Origin of the sequence: Pectobacterium actinidiae (genome assembly GCF_000803315.1) — a bacterium.
GTDB lineage: Bacteria > Pseudomonadota > Gammaproteobacteria > Enterobacterales > Enterobacteriaceae > Pectobacterium > Pectobacterium actinidiae.
The window spans coordinates 2,259,604-2,279,387 of sequence record NZ_JRMH01000001.1 but is presented as its reverse complement, the minus strand read 5'-3'; the positions used below and the strand labels follow the sequence as shown (position 1 = coordinate 2,279,387).

Genomic DNA, 19,784 nt, shown 5'->3' with positions numbered 1-19,784 from the left:
CCTATGCATTACACCCGCCATACTGTCAGTTAGATGCCGTATATCACGACAGATCTCCCTATTGCTACCGTAGTCCGTGACGTTTCAGTCTCGACGAATACACAATAGGGAGAATCCAACATGCTGCGCTTGAACTATCTCTGGGGTGCTTTTCTCGCCATATTTTTTACTACATCCCTTTCTCTGTCAGCGGCAACCCAAACGCTGACGCCATCTGAAATTGAAGCATTCAATGCGCAGATTGCCAACGCACAGCGTATTGATGCGGCGCTGGTCGCTAAAGGACAGTGCTACGCTGATAAAGATGCGGAGCTTGAGGCGAGTAGTCATCGGTTACAGGAAACGGCGGGTGAATTGCACCGTCAGGATCAGAAATTGGCTACCGAACTGGAGCGTGCAACCTATGCAGCTAAAGAGTTTTCCAACCGCCTTGAGATGGCATTGATGGAACGGCGTGATCTGGAAAACAAGATGCAGGAAATCAGGCATCAGATTCGTGCAAGAGAGGCTGAACTTGACAGTTGCAAACGTCAGTTTGGCTTTTTGGGTTTCATGTGTGACTTTGCCGGAGAAATTACTGGCCTGAACGGGGATTTGCGCAGGCTGGATAACAAAAGGCAGGAAATCGACATGCGAGCCGCTGGCTCTAAAGAACGATATGAGGCCGCGCGCAATGAAAATGATCAGGCTGAAGCACAGTTAAAGGAAAACCTGACGAAGTCTGAGCAAAACAGAGCTGATATTGCCGCAGTCGAAAACAAGATCGGCGTGATCAAAGCATCACTGACCGAGATTAGAACGCTCAAACAGGATAACGCCACCCTACTCGCTAGATTTAACGACTCTTTGACGGAGCTTAACGGTCTCGATCCGACTTCAGACCGTCGGTTTATTGTGAGTCGCCTGCACCAAGAATCTGAATCGTTGAATGTTTTACTGCTTAAGTCTCAAGAATTGCTCGACATAAACGGCCTGCAACTTCCGGATGGCGAGCGTATCTGCACAAACTAACCTTTTTGCTGAATCTGAGGAGAGAAACATGGCTGCTGAAAATAAAATCATCAGTATCGAGTTCGATGTCAATAAACGTATTGACGCCCAAGTCGAGGAAATTCTGGACAGTAATAACGTGGCGTTGCCTGATGTCAACCACCCCCTGGTTGAGGATTACATCAGGAGGATTGAGGGCACCTATGACGTTTCCCGATCCAAGGAAGACACCGATAACGCCATCGATTTGCTTTATATCGCCTACAACACAACGCCGCAGGAAGAAGGAAAGATCAGGGTTGAGATTGATAAGTTGATGAGTCGCCTGATTGCGGCTCAGTATGAAAGCGAACAGAAAATGCGCGACGCGTCGACGGATGCTGAACGAATTCTCAAATTATTACGCACCCTGTTCGGTGACTGGGCGGAGGCCCGTGACAGCAATAATCCTCAGGACCTGCAAGATTTCATTGGCGAGGATTTAGTGGATCTGGCCAAAGAAATCAAGAAACGGGCTGAGCGAGTCAGTGCCGATTTGACAAAGATTGCGAATACCTACGATAGCATTATTGACGATACCACCAAGACGACACAGCAGGGAGAGCTGGCGCTATCTGCGCGTTTGAAAAATAAGGAAAAGATAGAAAAAGAAATTGCTGAGAACAATGCACAACGCGAAAAACTGGATAGCCTGGTACAAGACCTCCAGAACGATATCGCCAAGTATGAAAAAATGGCGAACGAATATAAATCGCAAGCAGAAACGGCTGAGGATCGCGCTTTTATCATGTCTATCGTGAGCATCGGCGCACAGATGATTTCATCCATGGTTCCGGCAATTACTGCTGGCATCACAGGGGTCGCCACGGGAGGCGCATCGCTGGTTGCCGCTTCAGTCAACTCTACGGCACGGCAGTTGATCAATGCGGAAACTGCGACAGAAGAGAACGACACAACAGCGAAGGCAATAGAAACTAAGGGAAAAATTGCTGACAAACGTACCGAAAAAACGACCGCTGAGCGTGAAAAAGCCGAGCTGGAGAAGAAGAATCAGGAGCTCACGGCCGAAAAGGAAAAAATTGAAGAAGACGCACAGATCGATGCAGACGCGAAAGCGGTACAGCTGGAATCTCTAGATAATAGAATCAAAGACAACAGTGCAGAAATCAAAGAAAAGGTCAGCAAGATTTCGGCGGCAGAAACCGCGCTGAAAGCCTTAAATGCCGCGCTGGATTCCCTTGGCGATAATATGGGAAAAATGGCAGAGAAACAAGAACAACAGGCGACGGGTCTCCGCAGCATGCAGATGAAAATGCTGGAAAAGGTCGAGGCTTATGAAAAAGAGAAACGTACACAAGCGGCAGAGCTGGTAAAAATAAACGCCCTGCTAAAGGGACAACGAAGCGAAGAGGAAACCATTGAACTGGCGATCCAGTCTCTGGGGCTGAGCCTCAAAGCGCTGAAGCGGATGCGTGAAATTATTGTCGAAATCTCTTTTTTCTTCAAAACGTTTGCGAATTTCATGCAGAGCGTCGTAGAAAGTTCGACCGAGCAGTCAGACCTGCTCCAGAAAGCGCTCGATCGGAATCAGCCGACGAAAAGTTTCACGAAGCGCATCAAACGGAACACAAATGATTTCTTCATTACTCAAACGGCTGAATGGCAGGCCGTTGGCATCGTGTCAGCCAGGTTTGTGGATAACTTTAAAGACGGTTGGAGCAAACTGAATAAATTGAGCGGCACGTACCTGACTGGTGATGAACTGAAATCCTATCTCAGTACCACGGCAAGCCAGATCGAGGACATTGCCTTCAAACGTAAGCAGGCCGCATCGGCCAAACTGAAAGAACTGAATCGGTATCGCGATCGTATACAGTCGAAAGCGTAAATCAGCCGGGTGGATAGATAACAGCACATCTACACGGTTATTTACTCTTATACCTGCCTCGTTCAGAGGCAGGTAATAAAAGATTATTTTATTCAGCAGGTTAAACCTGCGTTTTAGCGTGAGCCCGACCGACTGGAATACAACGTTTCAGGATAAAAGTCGTACACGCTGATATTCATCAGCCCGTCGGAGAATAGCCATATCATTATATTATTGGTGAAGATATGTATCACCGCCTATCCTTTAAATGTGACTATGATCACATTCATCAATACCACGGACACAACACCTCACTGACAGATACGCCCCTTTCTGAATAACGTTAATCGTCCATCGTTACTCTCTGTTTATCCACGATAAAACATGGGGAACTTATGCAAATGCGTAATACGAAGCTGATTATTTTCAGCGATCTCGACGGATCGTTGCTCGATCATGAGACTTATCGGTGGGATGCCGCGCAACCGTGGCTGGCGCGGCTAGCAAACGAGGCAACCCCGTTGATTATTACCACCAGTAAAACGGAGGCTGAGATTGAGCCCTTACGGCAGGCGCTCGGGCTGGAACAATATCCCTACATTGCAGAAAACGGCGCTATTGCCGTGCTGCCGTCGGCATGGCAAACGCATCCTGATTACCCAAAGAAGAGGATTGGCGCAGAGTATTCCATTATTCGCACCCAGTTGATGCAACTACGCGCATCCGGTTTTCGCTTCAAAGGCTTTGGCGATATGAACAGCGCGGAAATCGCAGAGATGACGGGGTTAACCGAACAAGACGCCCAACGTGCGCAACAGCGAGAAGCCACGGAACCGCTGCTGTGGCTGGACGAGCAAAATGCCCTACCGCGTTTTTGCCAGTTATTGGCAAAGGCGGATCTGGCTCTGACACAAGGTGGCCGCTTCTATCACGTCATGAATGCTCAAACGAGTAAAGGATTCATGGTTAACTGGATAAAAACACAGTATATCGAGAAGTTTGGTACTGACATCACGACTCTTGGTCTGGGAGACGGTCCGAATGATATCTCTCTGTTATGCGCAGTGGACTGCGCCGTATTAATTAAAGGCAAAGAAAATCAAATTGTTAACCTACCTGAATCGTACAGCGGCAAGCAATATGGCACGCAGCATTCAGGGCCTCAAGGTTGGAGTGAAGGACTGGATCACTTTATCAACAACGGTCATTTCTCGGTATGACATAGCCTCAAGATGGTATAGGAGCATAGGATGAGCGAATTTTATCAAGACGGCATCATTACCAATTTTCACAATCTCACTCAGCGCAGCACGGAAGAGCTGGAGTATGAACTTCAGGTATTTTCCGGGCAAAACAGCATGGGGCTGATTCTGCCATCGCTGTATTCTGAGCTGGAAGGCCCTGCGCTGAGCCACATTGTCGATCAGTTGTCTCAGGTTTCTTACCTTGGCGAAATTGTGATTGGGTTAGATCGCGCCGATCGGGAGCAGTTTCTTTACGCCCGAAAATTTTTCTCTCGGTTGCCGCACCGACATCGAATTCTCTGGAACGATGGTCCGCGCCTAAAGGCGCTCAGCGATGAACTGGCAGAAAAGTCGCTGGCACCGGAGGAACCCGGCAAAGGGCGGAATGTCTGGTTTTGTGTCGGCTACACGCTGGCATCGCGTCGTTCTGACTGTGTGGCGCTACATGATTGTGACATTGTCACCTATGACCGGGCAATGCTTGCCCGCCTGCTCTATCCTGTGGCAAATCCGCATTTTAATTATGACTTTTGTAAAGGCTATTACGCCCGTGTTGCAGAGGGAAAACTGAATGGCCGTGTGGGGCGTCTGCTGGTTTACCCGTTACTGAAATCGCTGCAAAAGGTCTACGGCAATTCCGACTATCTGGATTACATGCGCAGCTACCGATACCCGCTGTCCGGCGAGTTTGCGATGCGCACCACCATCCTGAACAACCTGCGTATTCCTGGCGATTGGGGACTGGAAATTGGCGTGCTGTCAGAAATTTATCGCGGAACCGCAACCCGCCGTATTTGTCAGGTGGATATCGCGGATCGCTACGACCATAAACATCAGCCGATGTCTGAAGATGATCCAAACGCGGGATTGCAGCGTATGGCAACGGATATCACAAAAGCGCTGTATCGCAAGCTGGCGATTCTCGGCGTGAATATCACCACGGACTCTTTCCGCGTCCTGCGGGCGACCTACTACCGGACCGCGCTCGATATGATTGATGCTTTCGAACATGACGCACGCATGAATGGCCTGAGTTTCGACCGCCATAAAGAGGAGTCGGCGGTGGAGTTATTTTCTGATGTGATCACCTTTTCTGGCCATGCCTATAGCGATGTCCTGGGGGATAAACCGTTTGTGCCGAGCTGGAACCGCGTGCAGTCTGCTTTTCCCGATATTCTTGAGCGATTGTATGCGGCGGTAGAAGCCGACAATCAAGAAACGTGATGTCCTCCGCTATGCACTCGCTATCTCATAGGGCAAACGCATCATGATGCATCATTGTATGCGTCATGATGGATCTCTTGCATAAGTGATTTATATTACTCGATTTAATCACTCGATGAATAAACCAGTTTTTCTTACCGTTAATTAGCGCATCAGAAAACGCACTCTTTCCCGCCAGACGGGAATACTTGTGGTAAGAAAATGTTATTTAACCTATTTGACAAGGCATTAGCGCGCCATCGATTAAAGAAGTTGGCGCGTTTTATGCTTTAGCTCTCCCGTCATTATGTAACTAAGGAGAGTGTTTTGATGAATTTTTTAATCAATGAAAGCGACGTGTTAAACCCGAAACGCAGAGCATTATTAAAACTTTCTGGCGCCCTGCTGGGAACGGCGGCGGTAACCACAGGGTTAAGCTCGCGGGTTTTTGCCGAGATACAGCCCGAGAACGCGGCATTTACCGCACCGTCGGCCACGAATCCAATCCGTATTAACTTCAATGAAAATCCACTGGGTATGTCGCCCAAGGCGCAAGCCGCCGCGCGCGAGGCCGTCGTGAAAGCCAACCGCTATGCAAAGAATGAAATTTTACTGCTTGGCAATAAGCTGGCGGCGCATCATCAGGTCGAGGCCCCTTCCATCCTGTTAACAGCCGGATCGTCCGAAGGCATCCGGGCGGCAATTGAAGCCTACGCATCGCTGGGTGCACAGTTGGTGATTCCTGAATTAACCTATGGCGATGGCGAACACTTTGCCAAAATTGCCGGCATTAACGTCACGAAAGTCAAAATGCTCGACAACTGGGCGTTCGATATTGAAGGGCTAAAAGCGGCCGTGGCCAGTTACAGCGGTCCCTCCATCGTTTATCTGGTCAATCCGAACAACCCAACGGGTACGATTACCCCGGCTGATGTCATCGAACCGTGGATTGCCAGCAAGCCGGCCAATACGATGTTTATCGTTGACGAGGCCTACGCCGAGTTCGTCAACGATCCACGTTTTCGTTCTATTTCGCCGATGATTAGCCAAGGTGCAGAGAACATTATTCTGCTCAAAACCTTCTCCAAAATACACGCTATGGCCGGTATGCGCGTTGGATATGCCGTCGCTCATCCCAACGTCATTGCGTTGATGGGAAAGCATGTCGCGGGTGAAAAAATCAACTTTAGCGGCGTAGATGCCGCATTGGCATCCATGAACGACTCGGCATTCATTACCTACAGCAAAAAGAGTAATGATGTGTCGCGCCAAATCCTGTTGAAAGCGTTAGATGAGCTGAAATTGCCTTACTTACCGTCAGAGGGAAACTTTGTTTTCCACCAATTGGTCGTGCCACTTAAGGATTACCAAAAGCATATGGCAGACTCCGGCGTGCTGATTGGTCGTGCGTTTCCTCCTGCGGATAACTGGTGTCGCATCTCGTTGGGGACACCGCAGGAAATGCAGTGGGTTGCGGATACCATGCGAGAATTCCGTAAGAAAAATTGGATTTAATCCCTCGTTATACCGCTCTTGCGTTCGCAATGGCACGACACTCGCCCCTCGATCTGAGGGGCAATTCTTGCAAAACCGCATCGTTGAAACCGGAGTAACGCTTGACCCACGGGGAATTGCGCGGCTAAATGATCGCATGCCTTTCAATTTATAGTGATATCAGGCACAAGCAGAATACGAGAACGGTCAGGGAGAAATGAGCATGATTATTTTTGTTACCGGTGCAACAGCTGGGTTTGGTGAGTCAATTACGCGTAAGTTTATTAGTGCGGGCCATAAAGTGATCGCGACGGGTCGCCGTCAGGAACGCTTGGATGCGCTGAAGACGGAACTGGGCGATGCGCTGTATCCGTTAAAACTGGACGTGCGCGACCGTCAGGCGATTGAACAGGCCGTTGCCACCCTGCCAGCCGAATGGCGGACGATTGATGTGCTGGTCAACAACGCCGGGCTGGCGCTGGGTCTGGAGCCTGCGCATAAAGCGTCGGTAGACGATTGGGAAAATATGATTGATACCAACAACAAAGGGCTGGTGTTTATGACGCGCGCGCTGCTGCCAGCCATGGTGGAGCGTAATATCGGTCACGTCATCAACATCGGTTCTACCGCAGGAAACTGGCCTTATGCGGGCGGTAACGTGTACGGTGCCAGCAAGGCGTTCGTCCAGCAGTTTAGCCTGGGTTTACGTGCGGACCTGTCTGGCACCCGAATCCGCGTAACCAATATCGAACCGGGTCTGGTCGGTGGAACCGAGTTCTCGGCCGTGCGTTTCAAAGGTAACGATGACAAAGTCAGCAAAACGTATGACAACACGACGCCGCTGACGGCTGAAGATGTGTCTGAAGCCGTTTTCTGGGTTGCCACGCTGCCAGCACACGTCAACATCAACACATTGGAAATGATGCCGGTTAGCCAATCTTTTGCCGGTTTAAGCGTACACCGCGAGGGCTGATAAGCGCCGATGTTGAACGACTCAGGGCATGAACGCAGTTGCTTTCATGCCCTTTTCCTTTTCTATAGGGTCACAACCCGCTTTTAACCAGATGCTGCACGGTTATAGTGCCGTTGAAGTGAAGGATGTATACTTCTTATTATAGGCAACCTTTCGTTTTGCACGATGCGCGAAGGTTACAGGGAACGGCGGTCGCCTTTTGTTGTCTATCGCTTGCCGTGTATGTGTTATCGTTCTGCGGCATCAGCGTTTGTTTTTATCATTCGTTCTGTCAAGGTGAAACATGAACCACTACTCTTTTTCTTCTTTGATTCGGGCTTTCATCCCGCTTTCTCTGGTTATCGTTTCCGCTGCCTGGCAACCTGCTGCACTGGCAGATACGCGCCATATCATTGTTGAGTCCGGCGACAGCGCGTTATCAAAAGAAGCGGCGCGTCAAAGCAAGGAGCAATGGGATTCAACCCGTTCGCTGCGTAATAAAGTCAATAACCGCGTTGAGAAAGAATTCGATAAAACCGAAAAAGCGATTGATGGGCGTGAAAAATGTAACGCCAGCTACAACGTCAATGCTTACTGGGAAAACACCACCGATCGCTGCCTCGATCGTCGTACTGGTCGTCCGGTTACCCCTTGATTCTTTACCCACGCCTTCCGGCGTGGGTTTCCCCTTTTCTCTTCATATTAGTGCAGTAAATTAACCTGCATCCGAAGGTGACATCACCGTTACACTCAACGATTATCGCTATAGCGTAGCAACATGCATTTTTATCCCAAATGGAGTGCATCAGGATGAATATGGATTTATCACGGTTATTTTCACGCCCTTTTCACATCAAACTGTGGGGTTTGCTCATGATGTGCCTGTTGGTCAGTTCATGCGCAAGCACGTATCCAGAAACGGACAACATCACAAATATCACCAATGACAACGGGACGCTTATCGCTGAATCGGCGACCTACGTTTATAAATTCTCCGACGCAAGAACGCAAAAGGAGTATCAGGACTATTACGCGTTTTATCGCGATTACAAAGACATCATCATGGGGGTGAGAGTTGATTTTTCTCTCCGCAATAATGGTCAAGTCTACGCGAGGTATAAAAACGTGATTGATACTCGCCGATTGACGCAAAAGCAGGAAGTGGATTTACGCGAACTCTACGCGGCGCAAATTCCTACGACAATGGGGAAAGGTGAAGTCACTTTTAGCGCGAACGGCACATTTAGCAAGAAAGACGGCTCATTAGTCAGCCCGACAGAAAATGGACGTTTGCCGCAGCCAATCCCCGTTGTAATCAATAGCAGTGATAACTCTGGTAAAGAGGTGCTACTTGCTCCCCTCATGATTCCAGCCGTTGTTCTTTTCCCATTATTTATGATGTATGGCTGCGCCACTGGGCCCTGTGTTTAACCTTCTCCAGCCATCAATGATGGTCGGGTTTCGCGGCTTTTTCGCGTTATCGTCATCGTTTGATATACTCAAAGAGACTTTTTTCAGAGAAAAGGATCAAAAGATGAAAAAAACCGTCATTTTTGGTGCCGCGTTATTCCTGGTTGCTCCGTTGGCTGCACAGGCGTCTTGCGAGAGCGTGAAAGCGGATATTGCTCAGAAAATCATCGCCAATGGCGTACCAGAATCCGGTTTTACGCTGGATATCGTACCAAACGATCAGGTGAATCAGGCCGGTGGTCAGGTGGTTGGTCACTGCGAGAATGATTCTCACAAGATTGTTTACACCCGCCATGCTGAGGGCGACGTCAATACTGAAAGTGCGCCAGCGCCAACAGAAGGCCAGCCGACGACCACACCTTAACCCTTCCTCTCGAGGTTCAAAAGGCGCTTTCGCGCCTTTTCTTTTACCGTTATTTTTGTTCGGTTTCAGCCTGCCCCGGTCGCTGACTCGCGGGGATCATTCTGGCGGAAAGCAGCGTGATGGCCGCAATGAGTGCGGAAACGATAAATACACCGTGGATTGACGAGGCGACCTGCGATGCCAGCGTATCGAGCTGGTTTACGCTAAGCAGAACTCGCTTGGCCGGATCCATGAGTGTCTGGAGTGGATCGCTCACTTCCGGCAATCTCCAGTGCAGACTGATGTTCAGTGTGGCGCCAAGGATTGCCGTTCCCAACGCGGAACCTAGCATGCGGGTAAACATGGCGGAAGCCGTTGCAATGCCGCGAATGGAGTAGTCCACCGAATTTTGTATCGACACCAGAAACGTGGTGCTGCTTAGCCCCATTCCTGAACCGATCAGAAATGCCGCTAGTCGCGCCCACATCAGGTTGCTGTCCGGTTGAACGGCCAGAAGCGTCAGGCTGCCGACAATCAGCACAATACCGCCGAGCATTGCCGTAAACCGGTAAGACGTCAACAACATCAACCGCCCGCTCAGCGTGCTGGCCAGCGGCCAGCCAATCGACATCATCGCCAGTATACTGCCTGCTTCCAGCGGTGTTTTTCCCATTACGCCCTGAATAAACGTCGGCAAAAAGGCGCTTACCCCCATCATGGCTGCTCCGACGACTAACCCACCGAGGTTACCAGCAATGATGACTCGATTGCGCCACAGCGCTAGCGGAAACAGTGGCTCCGGCGTGCGCTTTTCCTGTCGAACCAGCAGAATGCTGCCCACAGCGGAGATCGCAAGCAGCGGGATCACCCAGTAACCAAACACCTCAGCTTGTAGCAACGCCATCAGTAAACTGGCGACAGACACAATCAGATAAAACGCCCCCATCCAGTCCAACTGATGCTGGCGCACGGTATTGATCGCTGGCAGATAGCGAGCCAGCAGGAAGATGGAGAATAGCCCAATCGGCACGTTGACCCAGAAGACCAACGCCCAGTTGAAGTGTTGCACGATAAATGCCCCCAGCAGCGGGCCGATAATCGCGGAAAAGCCCCACACACTGGACAAATAGCCCTGAATTTTCGGGCGCTCGGTCGAGCTGTACACATCGGCAACAATGGTGAAAGCTATCGGGGTAATCGCGCCCGCGCCCAGCCCCTGCAAAGTGCGGAAGACAATCAGCCAGCCCATCTGCGTCGAGAATCCGCACAGAATCGACCCCAGCAGAAATACGATCATGCCGAAGAAGAAAATCTTTTTGCGGCCATACAGATCGGCCAATCGACCATAAATTGGAATACTGATCGACTGCGTCAGCAAATAACCAGCAAAGACCCAGCCCAATAGGGAAAACCCGCCTAGATCTGCGATGATGGTAGGCAGCGCGGTGGCGACAATGGTCACTTCAATTGCAGCCGTGAACATGGCCAACATACAGGCAATTAAAATCCAATGGCGATGTGGGACAGGCGTTTGTTTCTGGTTATTCTCTGTTTTCATTAAATTTTCAGGATAAGAAGAAAAACTGCCAGTGAGTATAACAGGTGACGTGACGGAGAAAATTTATTCCCGCAGAGAAGCGGGAATAGAAGATGAAAGAAATTAGTCGCTGACGGCAGAAAGATCGATATAAGACGAGAGATCCCGCTGCTCGGCGCGTGGCAAGTAAGGTAGTTCACCCAGTTGCGGTGCCGGAATTTTTTTCCGCAGAACGTTGATGATTTCGGCGTAATTCGCCAGTCCGGGGTTAATACGGTTAGCGACCCAGCCAACCAGCGGCAAACCATCATTGATGATCGCCTGCGCTGTCAGCAGCGCGTGGCTGATACAGCCCAGTTTGATGCCAACAACCAGCACGACAGGAAGCTGTTCCTGCACCACCCATTCGGAATACGGACGCAGATCGTTCATGACGGTCCGCCATCCGCCCGTGCCTTCAATGACTACGATATCAGCGGCTTCGCCCATGTGGCGCAAGCCTTGCGTCATCGCACAGTAATCAATGGTTCCTTCACTGGCGCTGATTTCATCTTCTCGCAGTGCGATAGGGTTTACCATGTTATAGGACAATTCGAGCGAGGAAGCGGCTTGTAGCAACAGCGCGTCTTTATTACGCAGCCCCGCTTCCGTCTCTTCGCACCCTTTTGCTATCGGTTTGTAGCCCGCAACCGATTTGCCTGCCAGCGCCAGTTTTTGCAGTAGCGCCTTGGATACCACTGTTTTGCCAACGGCGGTATCAGTACCAGTGACAAAAATACGTTTCAACATGGGATAACTCCAGACCACCTGAATACCAAAAAACAAGCACAGCTAAAATGCTTTCCAAGCGTGAAAGTCTAGGCTATGCCTCATTCGGGCAGTTTGCGTTAGCGCAATGTTTTGTTGCTCTACGCCTTTATGGTTATCCCTGTAGCAGTTTAACCAGCAGCGAGCCGTTATAAAGCGCATCTTTTACCAGTGCGGCTCCAGGCATTGTGCCCTGATTATAGAATTGGGTCGCTTCCACCTGAATGTTATGGCTATAGGGTGGGAATGATTGCTGTTGAATACAGCCTAAAATGGCGGGGTGTAAAATGCTGGCCGCTTTATTCAGCGGGGATCCGACCAGAATTTTATCGGGGTTGAAGAGGTTCACCATGATGGCGACAATGCGGCCTACGTTATGACCGACATCGTTAATGATATCTTTGGCTAACGGATCGCCCTTGAGCGCGGCGTCACACAGGTTCTCAACGCTAAGCGGTGAGCCGTGTAGAAGCGAACTCATGGAGGTATTCATGCGCTGTTGCGCCAGTTCCAGCATATTTTCCGTGCTGGCGACGGTTTCCAAACAGCCGTGGTTGCCGCAATAGCAACGTTTGCCATAAGGGTCGACCTGCGTGTGTCCTATTTCGACCAGATTTCGGCTCCCTGCGTGCAGGATACGGCCGCCAGTAATCACGCCTGCGCCGACGTTATGGTCGATCACCACCTGAATCACATTTTGGCAATCGCGCGATGCGCCGTATAGCGCTTCGGCCATTGTCCAGGCGCAGATATCGTGCTGCAAATACACCGGTAGCCCCGTGCGCTGTTCCAGTGCCGGGCCAATCGCCATTTCCTCAACGTCATAAAACGGCATCCGGTGAATCATGCCCTTGCTGGCATCAATCATGCCCGGCGCGGTAATCGCGATTGCGGTTAGTCGCTCCAACCGCTTTTGATGACGAATAAAAAACTGGTCGATTTCATTCAGAATACGATCGAGCAGTGGCTGTGATGACGCGGCAGGAAGTGGAATTTCTTCTTCCACAACCAGCTTGCTGCTGAGATCGCGCAACGCCAATAACAGGGTATTGTGGCTGATGCGTGCGGAAAGATAGTGCCAGGCCTCAGTATCCAGAATTAGGCCGATTGCCGGACGCCCTCTGCTGCCCACATCCTGGTATTCGGTTTCCTGCACCAGATGGGCTTCCAGCAGTTCGCGGACGATTTTGGTAATACTGGCGGGCGCGAGCTGGGCGCGTTTGGACAGTTCGATACGTGATATCGGGCCGTACTTATCGATCAACCGATACACCGCACCGGCATTCATTTGTTTGATTTGATCGATGTGTCCTGGTTGACCGTCGGCTATCACAAACCTGGCTCCTACGCATTATATACCCGTCATACTTCAAGCTGCATGTGCGTTGGCTTCGCCCTAAAGGGCTAACTATTTAGGGTATATCTGGCACTGCTGTTGAAAAATTTATCTTTATTATTGCCGCATGACTATTTTTCACGCTGCAAAATAAAAAAACTGCGGGTATGGTGGGGCTTTTCACTAAACTCGTCAAATATTTGATTCGTTATGTGATTTAGCACGCATATTTTAACGATTATCCGCCCAGCATGAGCGACATCAGCACTTTCGCTGCTGCACTTTGTGGCTGATGTCGTGCCGTAACCAGCCAGACTTCCGTTGTGGCGTCCTCTTCTTCCAGCAGCAAATATTTCACGCCATCGACCCGAATACGTAAAAATGATGCAGGCAAGATGGATACGCCTAATCCCGCCGATACCAGCCCAACGATGGTCATCGCCTCGCCTACTTCTTGCGTAATATAAGGGCTGATGCCATAGCGTTTCAGCAGCGTCAGCGTATCGTCATACAACGCCGTTCCAACCGCGCGCGCGAAGAAAACAAACGGCTCATTGGCCAACTGTGTGATGTTGATTGGCCGCCCTGCATCCTGCTGCGCTAACGGATGGGACTCCTGCACGACGGCAATCAGGGGTTCACGCAGCAGCAACTGATGATCCAGCGCGTCCGGTAATGGATTATTGCGCATAATGCCGATATCGAGCTTACCGTTCAGCAGCGGTTCGATTTGCTGCTTGGTATTGAGCTCCATCATCTGAATATGGACTTCTGGGTACGTTTGACGAAAACGCAGCAGGCTGCTGGAGATCTTTTTGATGAACGGTGCGGACGACGTAAAGCCGATCGTTAATTCTCCAATTTCGCCGCGCTGAATGCGGGATGCCCGCTCTGCCGCCTGATCAACCTGACTGATAATCGACCAGGCTTCTTTAAGAAACATCTCGCCTGCTGGCGTGAGCTGAACATTACGGTTGTTGCGCGCCAATAATTTCGCACCCACCTGCTCTTCCAGAATTTGAATTTGCTGGCTCAGTGGCGGCTGGGAAATGCGTAATCTTTCTGCGGCTCGGCCAAAATGCAGTTCTTCGGCGACCGCAATAAAATAGCGAAGGTGACGTAGTTCAATATTCATATTTTAAAAATATCAATCATGATTATTAATATATTATACAAAATAATATCACTCTTCTATGATCCCTTCATTGTAGTTTTACGTCTGATTTACCTTCTCTGGTAAGGAATTATTGTGAGTAACCTGCCATCTTCTGCACCGAACGACTGGCCTATTTCTGCGCCCGACGATGCGGATGATATTGCCCCGAAATCTTCTGCTAAAACGCCCTATATCACTCGTGGTACGCCACAATTTATGCGCGTCACGCTGGCGCTATTTTCTGCCGGATTAGCAACGTTCGCCCTGCTGTATTGTGTGCAGCCGCTGCTGCCAGTGTTATCTCAGGATTTCGGTATTTCGCCAGCGACCAGCAGCCTGTCGCTTTCTGTATCGACCGTGATGCTAGCGTTTGGGCTTCTGTTCACCGGCCCACTCTCCGACACGATCGGTCGTAAGAATGTGATGGTTGTGTCACTGATGCTGGCTGCAATCTGCACCGTAATTTGCGCGTTTATGACCAGTTGGAATGGCGTGTTGATTATGCGGGCGATGATGGGCCTGTCGTTAAGCGGTGTTGCGGCCGTCGCCATGAGCTACCTGAGTGAAGAAATTCACCCCAGTGTGTTGGCGTTTTCTATGGGGTTATATATCAGCGGCAACTCGATTGGCGGTATGAGCGGACGCCTGGTCAGCGGGGTTTTAACAGACTACTTCCCCTGGCGCGTGGCTATCGGCACGATCGGCGTATTGGCACTGATTGCCGCGATCACGTTCTGGCGTATTCTGCCGGAATCGCGCCACTTCCGGCCTGGTTCGCTGCGTCCGAAAACGCTGTTGCTGAACAGTAAACTGCACTGGCGCGACGCGGGTTTGCCGTTGCTGTTCGTTCAGGGATTTTTGCTGATGGGCGCGTTTGTTACCCTGTTTAACTACATTGGGTATCGGTTGCTGGCTTCACCTTACTTACTCAGTCAGGCAGTGGTTGGCTTACTTTCCGTGGTTTATCTCACCGGAAGCTACAGTTCACCGAAAGCCGGTGCATTAACGGCTCGCTACGGACGCGGCCCGGTGCTGAGTATTGCGATCCTTTTGATGCTAGCAGGACTGGGAATGACGGCACTGAGCCCGCTATTTGCTATCTTTGGCGGGATGATGCTCTTTACCGCCGGCTTCTTCGCCGCTCACTCGGTAGCCAGCAGTTGGATTGGCCAACGGGCGCGGCGGGCGAAAGGTCAGGCGTCATCAATGTATCTCTTTTCTTACTATCTGGGCTCGAGTCTGGCCGGCACGCTGGGGGGATTCTTCTGGCATTCATTCGGCTGGATGGGGATCACCATGTTTCTGAGTGCCCTCTTACTTCTCGCGCTCGTAGTAAGTCTTATACTCAAACAGCGCCTTTAAACCCCTTTCTTACCGGAGTTTGCCTGAATCAGGTAAACTCCGCGTTGTTCCCTCCCCCTCGATGTCCCCCCGTTAATCCTGCTTGAAACAATGATAATCACGATTGCTGAAGTGTTCGATTATCAGTATAAATATAAGTATGTTGTAACTAAAATGAATTTAACTATGAATCGCTACGCGCTAATCGATCGCATGAACCGCTGTTTCCAAACGTTAGAGACGAAGCTGGCGCTGATGCAACAACAGTTTGCCGAATACCGACTGCTAATTGGTCGCGTCTATTCCCTTCCTCATGTGGAAAAAGGAACGGAGCATGACCCTATAGAGCATATCGCCGTCACACAGAACGTTGGACAAGAGGCGCGCGATAAAGGGCTAGCTCACTTTCAGCGTCTGTTCATTCACCACTACCCAGAAACGCTTAGCAGCAAAAGCGCGATCCGTTTGCCGGGCGCACTCTGTTTTTCGGTAAACGAGGCACAATATCAGCAGGCACAGTCGCTCATCGCAGAAATTAATGCGCTGAAAAAAGATCTGGAGCAAATTATTACCGTCGAGTCCGGGCTGGAGCCAGAACAGCGCTTTGAGTTCGTCCACACGAATTTGAAAGGGTTGATCACGCTGAGTGCTTATCGTTCGTTAACGCTCATAACCAACCCGGCGTCAGTCCGCTTTGGCTGGGCGAATAAGCACATCATCAAGAACATGGCGCGTATAGAGCTATTGGAGAAACTGACCAAAAGCCTGAATGCGGCAAAAAACGCAGCACCGTATACCAAAGCGCAGTGGATTGAGCATGTCGAGCAGGAGATTGACACGGTATTGTCGCTGCCGGAAGACGCTGTTTTGAAAATCAAACGTCCGGTCAAAGTGCAGCCCATTTCGCGAGTGTGGTATCCCGAACAGCAAAAGCAGGTTCAGCATCCCTGCCCGTCCCCCCTGCTTGTGCTTTGTCAGCAAGGATCTGGCGGCGACGTGCCCATCATCGGCGAACTCAATCCTTATGATGCCAACAACATCAAGCATAAGTACAAACCGAAAGCGGCCGAGCTTCGCCTGCTTATTCCACGTTTGCACCTGTATACCGATGCGCCAGAGTGAAAAGAAAAAGCCTGCGGGTAAACTCCGGCAGGCTATAGGATAAAACGCTGACTACCGCGTCATTACTTTTTCAGGCTACCGACCATATCTTCCGGTCGAACCCACTCATCAAACTGTGCTTCGGTGAGATAGTTCAGTTTGAGTGCAGCCGCCTTCAGCGTCAGTCCTTCTTTGTGCGCTTTTTTGGCAATTTCTGCTGCTTTGTCATAGCCAATATGCGTATTGAGCGCAGTTACCAGCATCAGTGATTCGTTCAGCAACTGAGTGATGCGATCGTGATTCGGCTCGATCCCCACCGCGCAATGCTCATCAAAGCTCTTCATGCCATCAGCCAGCAGGCGAATCGATTGCAAGAAGTTATGAATCACCATGGGGCGATACACGTTCAGCTCGAAGTTACCGGATGCACCACCGATATTCACAGCGACATCGTTACCCATCACCTGGCAACACAGCATTGTCAGTGCTTCACACTGCGTTGGGTTGACCTTGCCCGGCATGATGGAACTGCCCGGCTCGTTTTCAGGAATACTCAGTTCGCCGATACCACAGCGAGGGCCAGACGCCAGCCAGCGCACATCGTTAGCAATCTTCATTAATGATGCGGCCAACCCCTTCAACGCACCGTGCCCGTGTACCAATGCATCACAGGTTGCCAGCGCTTCAAATTTATTCGGCGAGGTCACAAATGGCTGACCGGTGAGTGTCGCCAGCTCCGCCGCCACGCGCACCGCATATTCAGGATGCGTGTTTAGCCCTGTTCCAACCGCTGTACCGCCCAGCGCCAGCTCGCAAATGTGCGGCACGCTGTTCTCGATATGCTTCAGATTATGCTGCAACATCGCAGCCCAACCGGAGATTTCCTGCCCCAGCGTCAGCGGCGTAGCATCCTGTAAATGCGTACGACCAATCTTAACGATGTCCTTAAACTGCTCGGCTTTCGACGCCAGCGTGGCGTGCAGCGCTTTCAATTCAGGAATCAGGTGCTCGTTGATCGCGACTACGGCAGCGACGTGCATCGCCGTAGGGAAGACGTCGTTGGAACTCTGGCTTTTGTTGACATCATCATTGGGATGAACCAGCCGATTATTGCCCCGCTCTCCCCCCAGCAGTTCACTGGCGCGGTTAGCCAACACCTCGTTCATATTCATATTACTTTGCGTGCCAGACCCCGTCTGCCAGATTGCTAACGGGAACTCCCCGGCATGCTTGTCAGCCAACACTTCGTCCGCTGCCTGAATAATCGCATTTCCCCGTTCAGGAGGCAGAAGCGAGAGATCCATGTTAACGCGAGCCGCCGCTCGCTTGGTTTGTGCCAGCGCATAAATCAGCGCACGTGGCATTTTCTCTTCAGAAATACGGAAGTGCTCCAGCGATCGTTGCGTTTGTGCGCCCCATAACCGTTCAGCAGGAACATCAATCGGTCCCATTGAGTCTTTTTCACTACGCGTCGTGCTCATTACCTTTCCTCCTTAAAATACACATTCAACTAGTAGAAGACATTGAATCACATCGCTGAGCCTATTCTGATAACACTCACTGGCCTTGTTAACGCTTGTTGGTCTACTAACACTGTCTGGTATCACGCTACATAAAACATTACCATGAAGCGAAGAGGATGCAGTGTATTCATAATCACTCTAGTAATTAGCAGCCAGCATCACAGAAATTAACAATTAATGTAATAGCAGGGAGCCGACATGCAAAAAATGCTCAATTGCGTCCAGCACTACGCCTGGGGCAGCAAGCACGCGTTAAATGAGCTATATGGCATTGATAACCCTAATGATTTACCGATGGCAGAACTTTGGATGGGCGCCCATCCTAAAAGCAGTTCGGCGATTATTGATGAAAAAGGCAACACCCGCAGCCTGCGTGACGTGATTGCAGAAGACGCGACCGCCCATCTTGGCGCAACGATCGCGCAACGTTTTGGCGAACTGCCCTTTTTGTTTAAGGTTTTGTGTGCGGAACAGCCGCTTTCCATTCAGGTTCATCCCAGTAAATCGTCGGCAGAACAAGGCTTTGCAAGAGAGAATACCGCCGGTATCCCACTGGATGCAGCCGAAAGAAACTACAAAGACGCCAATCACAAACCGGAGTTGGTCTACGCATTAACACCCTTTCAGGCCATGAATGGGTTCCGAGAATTATCTGAAATTGTGCAGTTGCTGGAGCCAGTTGCCAGTGCGCATCCGTCGATCACCGCGTTTTTACAACAGCCCGATGCGAAGAATCTCGCCATGCTGTTCACCAACCTGCTAAGTATGGAAGGCGAGCAAAAATCGCGCGCGCTCGGTGTATTGAAAGCCGCGCTAAATAGTCAAAATGACGAACCCTGGGCGACCATCCGCGCAATCACACAATACTATTCCGATGACAGCGGATTGTTCTCCCCGCTGCTGCTTAACGTCATTACACTTCAACCCGGCGAAGCCATGTTTCTGTTTGCGCAAACGCCGCATGCTTACCTGAAAGGCGTGGCATTAGAAGTCATGGCGAACTCGGATAACGTGCTGCGTGCCGGGCTAACGCCGAAATACATTGATATTCCAGAGCTGCTGGCTAATGTTGTGTTCGACGCTAAACCCGCAAACCAGCTGCTGACGACGCCACACCGACAGGGTAATGAACTCAGCTTCCCGATTCCTGTTGAGGATTTTGCTTTTTCGTTGCACGAACTGAGCCAGAGCACACAGACGCTCAGCCAGAACAGTGCAGCCATTGTTTTTTGTATTGACGGTCATGCCGTCCTGCAAAAAAATGAGCAGCGACTCTCGCTACGCCCAGGAGAATCCTGCTTTATTTCCGCCAGTGAGTCACCGGTAACGGTTGAGGGACAGGGGCGTCTCGCTCGCGTATTTAACCGATAACTTGTTCCATACGCTGCGGTTACCTCTGGGTAAGTTGCCAGCGTTTCGC

General features: G+C 50.6%; 17 protein-coding genes. 12 read left to right on the top strand and 5 right to left on the bottom strand.

The window, feature by feature from the left end; genetic code table 11:
* The first annotated feature begins 120 nt into the window (after positions 1-120).
* From KKH3_RS09650 to KKH3_RS09610, 9 genes are all read left to right on the top strand, one after another.
* Positions 121-1,011 (top strand): coiled-coil domain-containing protein, encoded by an 891-nt coding sequence (locus KKH3_RS09650; protein WP_039358657.1) that lies wholly within the window; start codon positions 121-123, stop codon positions 1,009-1,011.
* A 28-nt stretch (positions 1,012-1,039) separates the two neighbouring features.
* Positions 1,040-2,878 carry a coiled-coil domain-containing protein gene (locus KKH3_RS09645; protein ID WP_039358655.1) on the top strand — a complete coding sequence of 613 codons (1,839 nt, stop codon included), beginning with the start codon at positions 1,040-1,042 and terminating at the stop codon, positions 2,876-2,878.
* Between the two features lie 374 nt (positions 2,879-3,252).
* Positions 3,253-4,077 (top strand): mannosyl-3-phosphoglycerate phosphatase-related protein, encoded by an 825-nt coding sequence (locus tag KKH3_RS09640; RefSeq protein ID WP_039358651.1) that lies wholly within the window; start codon positions 3,253-3,255, stop codon positions 4,075-4,077.
* 30 nt (positions 4,078-4,107) lie between these two features.
* Complete coding sequence (locus KKH3_RS09635; RefSeq protein WP_039358648.1) at positions 4,108-5,325, top strand: glycosyltransferase family protein; 1,218 nt, start codon at positions 4,108-4,110, stop codon at positions 5,323-5,325.
* A 309-nt stretch (positions 5,326-5,634) separates the two neighbouring features.
* Positions 5,635-6,819: a pyridoxal phosphate-dependent aminotransferase gene (locus KKH3_RS09630; protein ID WP_039358645.1), complete on the top strand. Its 1,185-nt coding sequence runs from the start codon at positions 5,635-5,637 to the stop codon at positions 6,817-6,819.
* Positions 6,820-7,021: 202 nt separating this feature from the next.
* Positions 7,022-7,771 (top strand): bifunctional NADP-dependent 3-hydroxy acid dehydrogenase/3-hydroxypropionate dehydrogenase YdfG, encoded by a 750-nt coding sequence (gene ydfG / locus KKH3_RS09625; protein ID WP_039358641.1) that lies wholly within the window; start codon positions 7,022-7,024, stop codon positions 7,769-7,771.
* A gap of 283 nt (positions 7,772-8,054) precedes the next feature.
* A complete protein-coding gene (locus KKH3_RS09620; protein WP_039358639.1) occupies positions 8,055-8,405 on the top strand; it encodes a DUF1283 family protein in 351 nt (116 codons plus the stop codon).
* A 155-nt stretch (positions 8,406-8,560) separates the two neighbouring features.
* On the top strand, positions 8,561-9,181 hold the full coding sequence (locus KKH3_RS09615) for a hypothetical protein (protein WP_039358636.1): 621 nt from the start codon (positions 8,561-8,563) through the stop codon (positions 9,179-9,181).
* Positions 9,182-9,284: 103 nt separating this feature from the next.
* Positions 9,285-9,584 (top strand): DUF1161 domain-containing protein, encoded by a 300-nt coding sequence (locus KKH3_RS09610; RefSeq protein ID WP_039358632.1) that lies wholly within the window; start codon positions 9,285-9,287, stop codon positions 9,582-9,584.
* Between the two features lie 49 nt (positions 9,585-9,633).
* Here the strand turns inward: KKH3_RS09610 and KKH3_RS09605 are convergent, their stop codons facing one another.
* The 4 genes from KKH3_RS09605 to KKH3_RS09590 all read right to left on the bottom strand — a co-directional run bounded on the left by KKH3_RS09605 (position 9,634) and on the right by KKH3_RS09590 (position 14,378).
* Positions 9,634-11,121: an MDR family MFS transporter gene (locus KKH3_RS09605; RefSeq protein WP_039358629.1), complete on the bottom strand. Its 1,488-nt coding sequence runs from the start codon at positions 11,119-11,121 to the stop codon at positions 9,634-9,636.
* A 102-nt stretch (positions 11,122-11,223) separates the two neighbouring features.
* The gene (gene bioD / locus KKH3_RS09600) at positions 11,224-11,889 is read right to left on the bottom strand and encodes a dethiobiotin synthase (RefSeq protein WP_039358625.1); all 666 of its coding nucleotides are present in this window, start codon (positions 11,887-11,889) and stop codon (positions 11,224-11,226) included.
* A gap of 133 nt (positions 11,890-12,022) precedes the next feature.
* Complete coding sequence (gene mlc / locus KKH3_RS09595; protein ID WP_039358623.1) at positions 12,023-13,240, bottom strand: sugar metabolism global transcriptional regulator Mlc; 1,218 nt, start codon at positions 13,238-13,240, stop codon at positions 12,023-12,025.
* 241 nt (positions 13,241-13,481) lie between these two features.
* Complete coding sequence (locus KKH3_RS09590; RefSeq protein WP_039358620.1) at positions 13,482-14,378, bottom strand: LysR family transcriptional regulator; 897 nt, start codon at positions 14,376-14,378, stop codon at positions 13,482-13,484.
* Between the two features lie 114 nt (positions 14,379-14,492).
* Here KKH3_RS09590 and KKH3_RS09585 point away from each other — a divergent pair, with 114 nt between their 5' ends.
* A complete protein-coding gene (locus KKH3_RS09585; protein WP_080756530.1) occupies positions 14,493-15,761 on the top strand; it encodes an MFS transporter in 1,269 nt (422 codons plus the stop codon).
* A gap of 165 nt (positions 15,762-15,926) precedes the next feature.
* Positions 15,927-16,862, top strand: coding sequence for a DNA replication terminus site-binding protein (tus, locus tag KKH3_RS09580; RefSeq protein ID WP_039358614.1), 936 nt, complete (start codon positions 15,927-15,929; stop codon positions 16,860-16,862).
* Between the two features lie 62 nt (positions 16,863-16,924).
* Here tus and fumC read toward each other — a convergent pair whose 3' ends face one another.
* The gene (gene fumC, locus KKH3_RS09575) at positions 16,925-18,322 is read right to left on the bottom strand and encodes a class II fumarate hydratase (RefSeq protein WP_039358611.1); all 1,398 of its coding nucleotides are present in this window, start codon (positions 18,320-18,322) and stop codon (positions 16,925-16,927) included.
* Positions 18,323-18,562: 240 nt separating this feature from the next.
* Between fumC and manA the strand changes: the two genes are divergently transcribed.
* On the top strand, positions 18,563-19,735 hold the full coding sequence (gene manA / locus KKH3_RS09570) for a mannose-6-phosphate isomerase (protein ID WP_039358607.1): 1,173 nt from the start codon (positions 18,563-18,565) through the stop codon (positions 19,733-19,735).
* Positions 19,736-19,784 lie beyond the last annotated feature (49 nt).

Excerpts from the sequence above, each read along its gene's own strand:
- KKH3_RS09610 (WP_039358632.1), top strand. The coding sequence starts at position 9,285 with ATGAAAAAAACCGTCATTTTTGGTGCCGCGTTATTCCTGGTTGCTCCG.
- KKH3_RS09615 (WP_039358636.1), top strand. The coding sequence starts at position 8,561 with ATGAATATGGATTTATCACGGTTATTTTCACGCCCTTTTCACATCAAA.
- tus (WP_039358614.1), top strand. The coding sequence starts at position 15,927 with ATGAATCGCTACGCGCTAATCGATCGCATGAACCGCTGTTTCCAAACG.
- KKH3_RS09630 (WP_039358645.1), top strand. The coding sequence starts at position 5,635 with ATGAATTTTTTAATCAATGAAAGCGACGTGTTAAACCCGAAACGCAGA.
- manA (WP_039358607.1), top strand. The coding sequence starts at position 18,563 with ATGCAAAAAATGCTCAATTGCGTCCAGCACTACGCCTGGGGCAGCAAG.
- KKH3_RS09590 (WP_039358620.1), bottom strand. The coding sequence starts at position 14,378 with ATGAATATTGAACTACGTCACCTTCGCTATTTTATTGCGGTCGCCGAA.
- fumC (WP_039358611.1), bottom strand. The coding sequence starts at position 18,322 with ATGAGCACGACGCGTAGTGAAAAAGACTCAATGGGACCGATTGATGTT.
- KKH3_RS09640 (WP_039358651.1), top strand. The coding sequence starts at position 3,253 with ATGCAAATGCGTAATACGAAGCTGATTATTTTCAGCGATCTCGACGGA.
- bioD (WP_039358625.1), bottom strand. The coding sequence starts at position 11,889 with ATGTTGAAACGTATTTTTGTCACTGGTACTGATACCGCCGTTGGCAAA.
- KKH3_RS09645 (WP_039358655.1), top strand. The coding sequence starts at position 1,040 with ATGGCTGCTGAAAATAAAATCATCAGTATCGAGTTCGATGTCAATAAA.
- KKH3_RS09635 (WP_039358648.1), top strand. The coding sequence starts at position 4,108 with ATGAGCGAATTTTATCAAGACGGCATCATTACCAATTTTCACAATCTC.
- KKH3_RS09650 (WP_039358657.1), top strand. The coding sequence starts at position 121 with ATGCTGCGCTTGAACTATCTCTGGGGTGCTTTTCTCGCCATATTTTTT.
- ydfG (WP_039358641.1), top strand. The coding sequence starts at position 7,022 with ATGATTATTTTTGTTACCGGTGCAACAGCTGGGTTTGGTGAGTCAATT.
- KKH3_RS09605 (WP_039358629.1), bottom strand. The coding sequence starts at position 11,121 with ATGAAAACAGAGAATAACCAGAAACAAACGCCTGTCCCACATCGCCAT.
- KKH3_RS09620 (WP_039358639.1), top strand. The coding sequence starts at position 8,055 with ATGAACCACTACTCTTTTTCTTCTTTGATTCGGGCTTTCATCCCGCTT.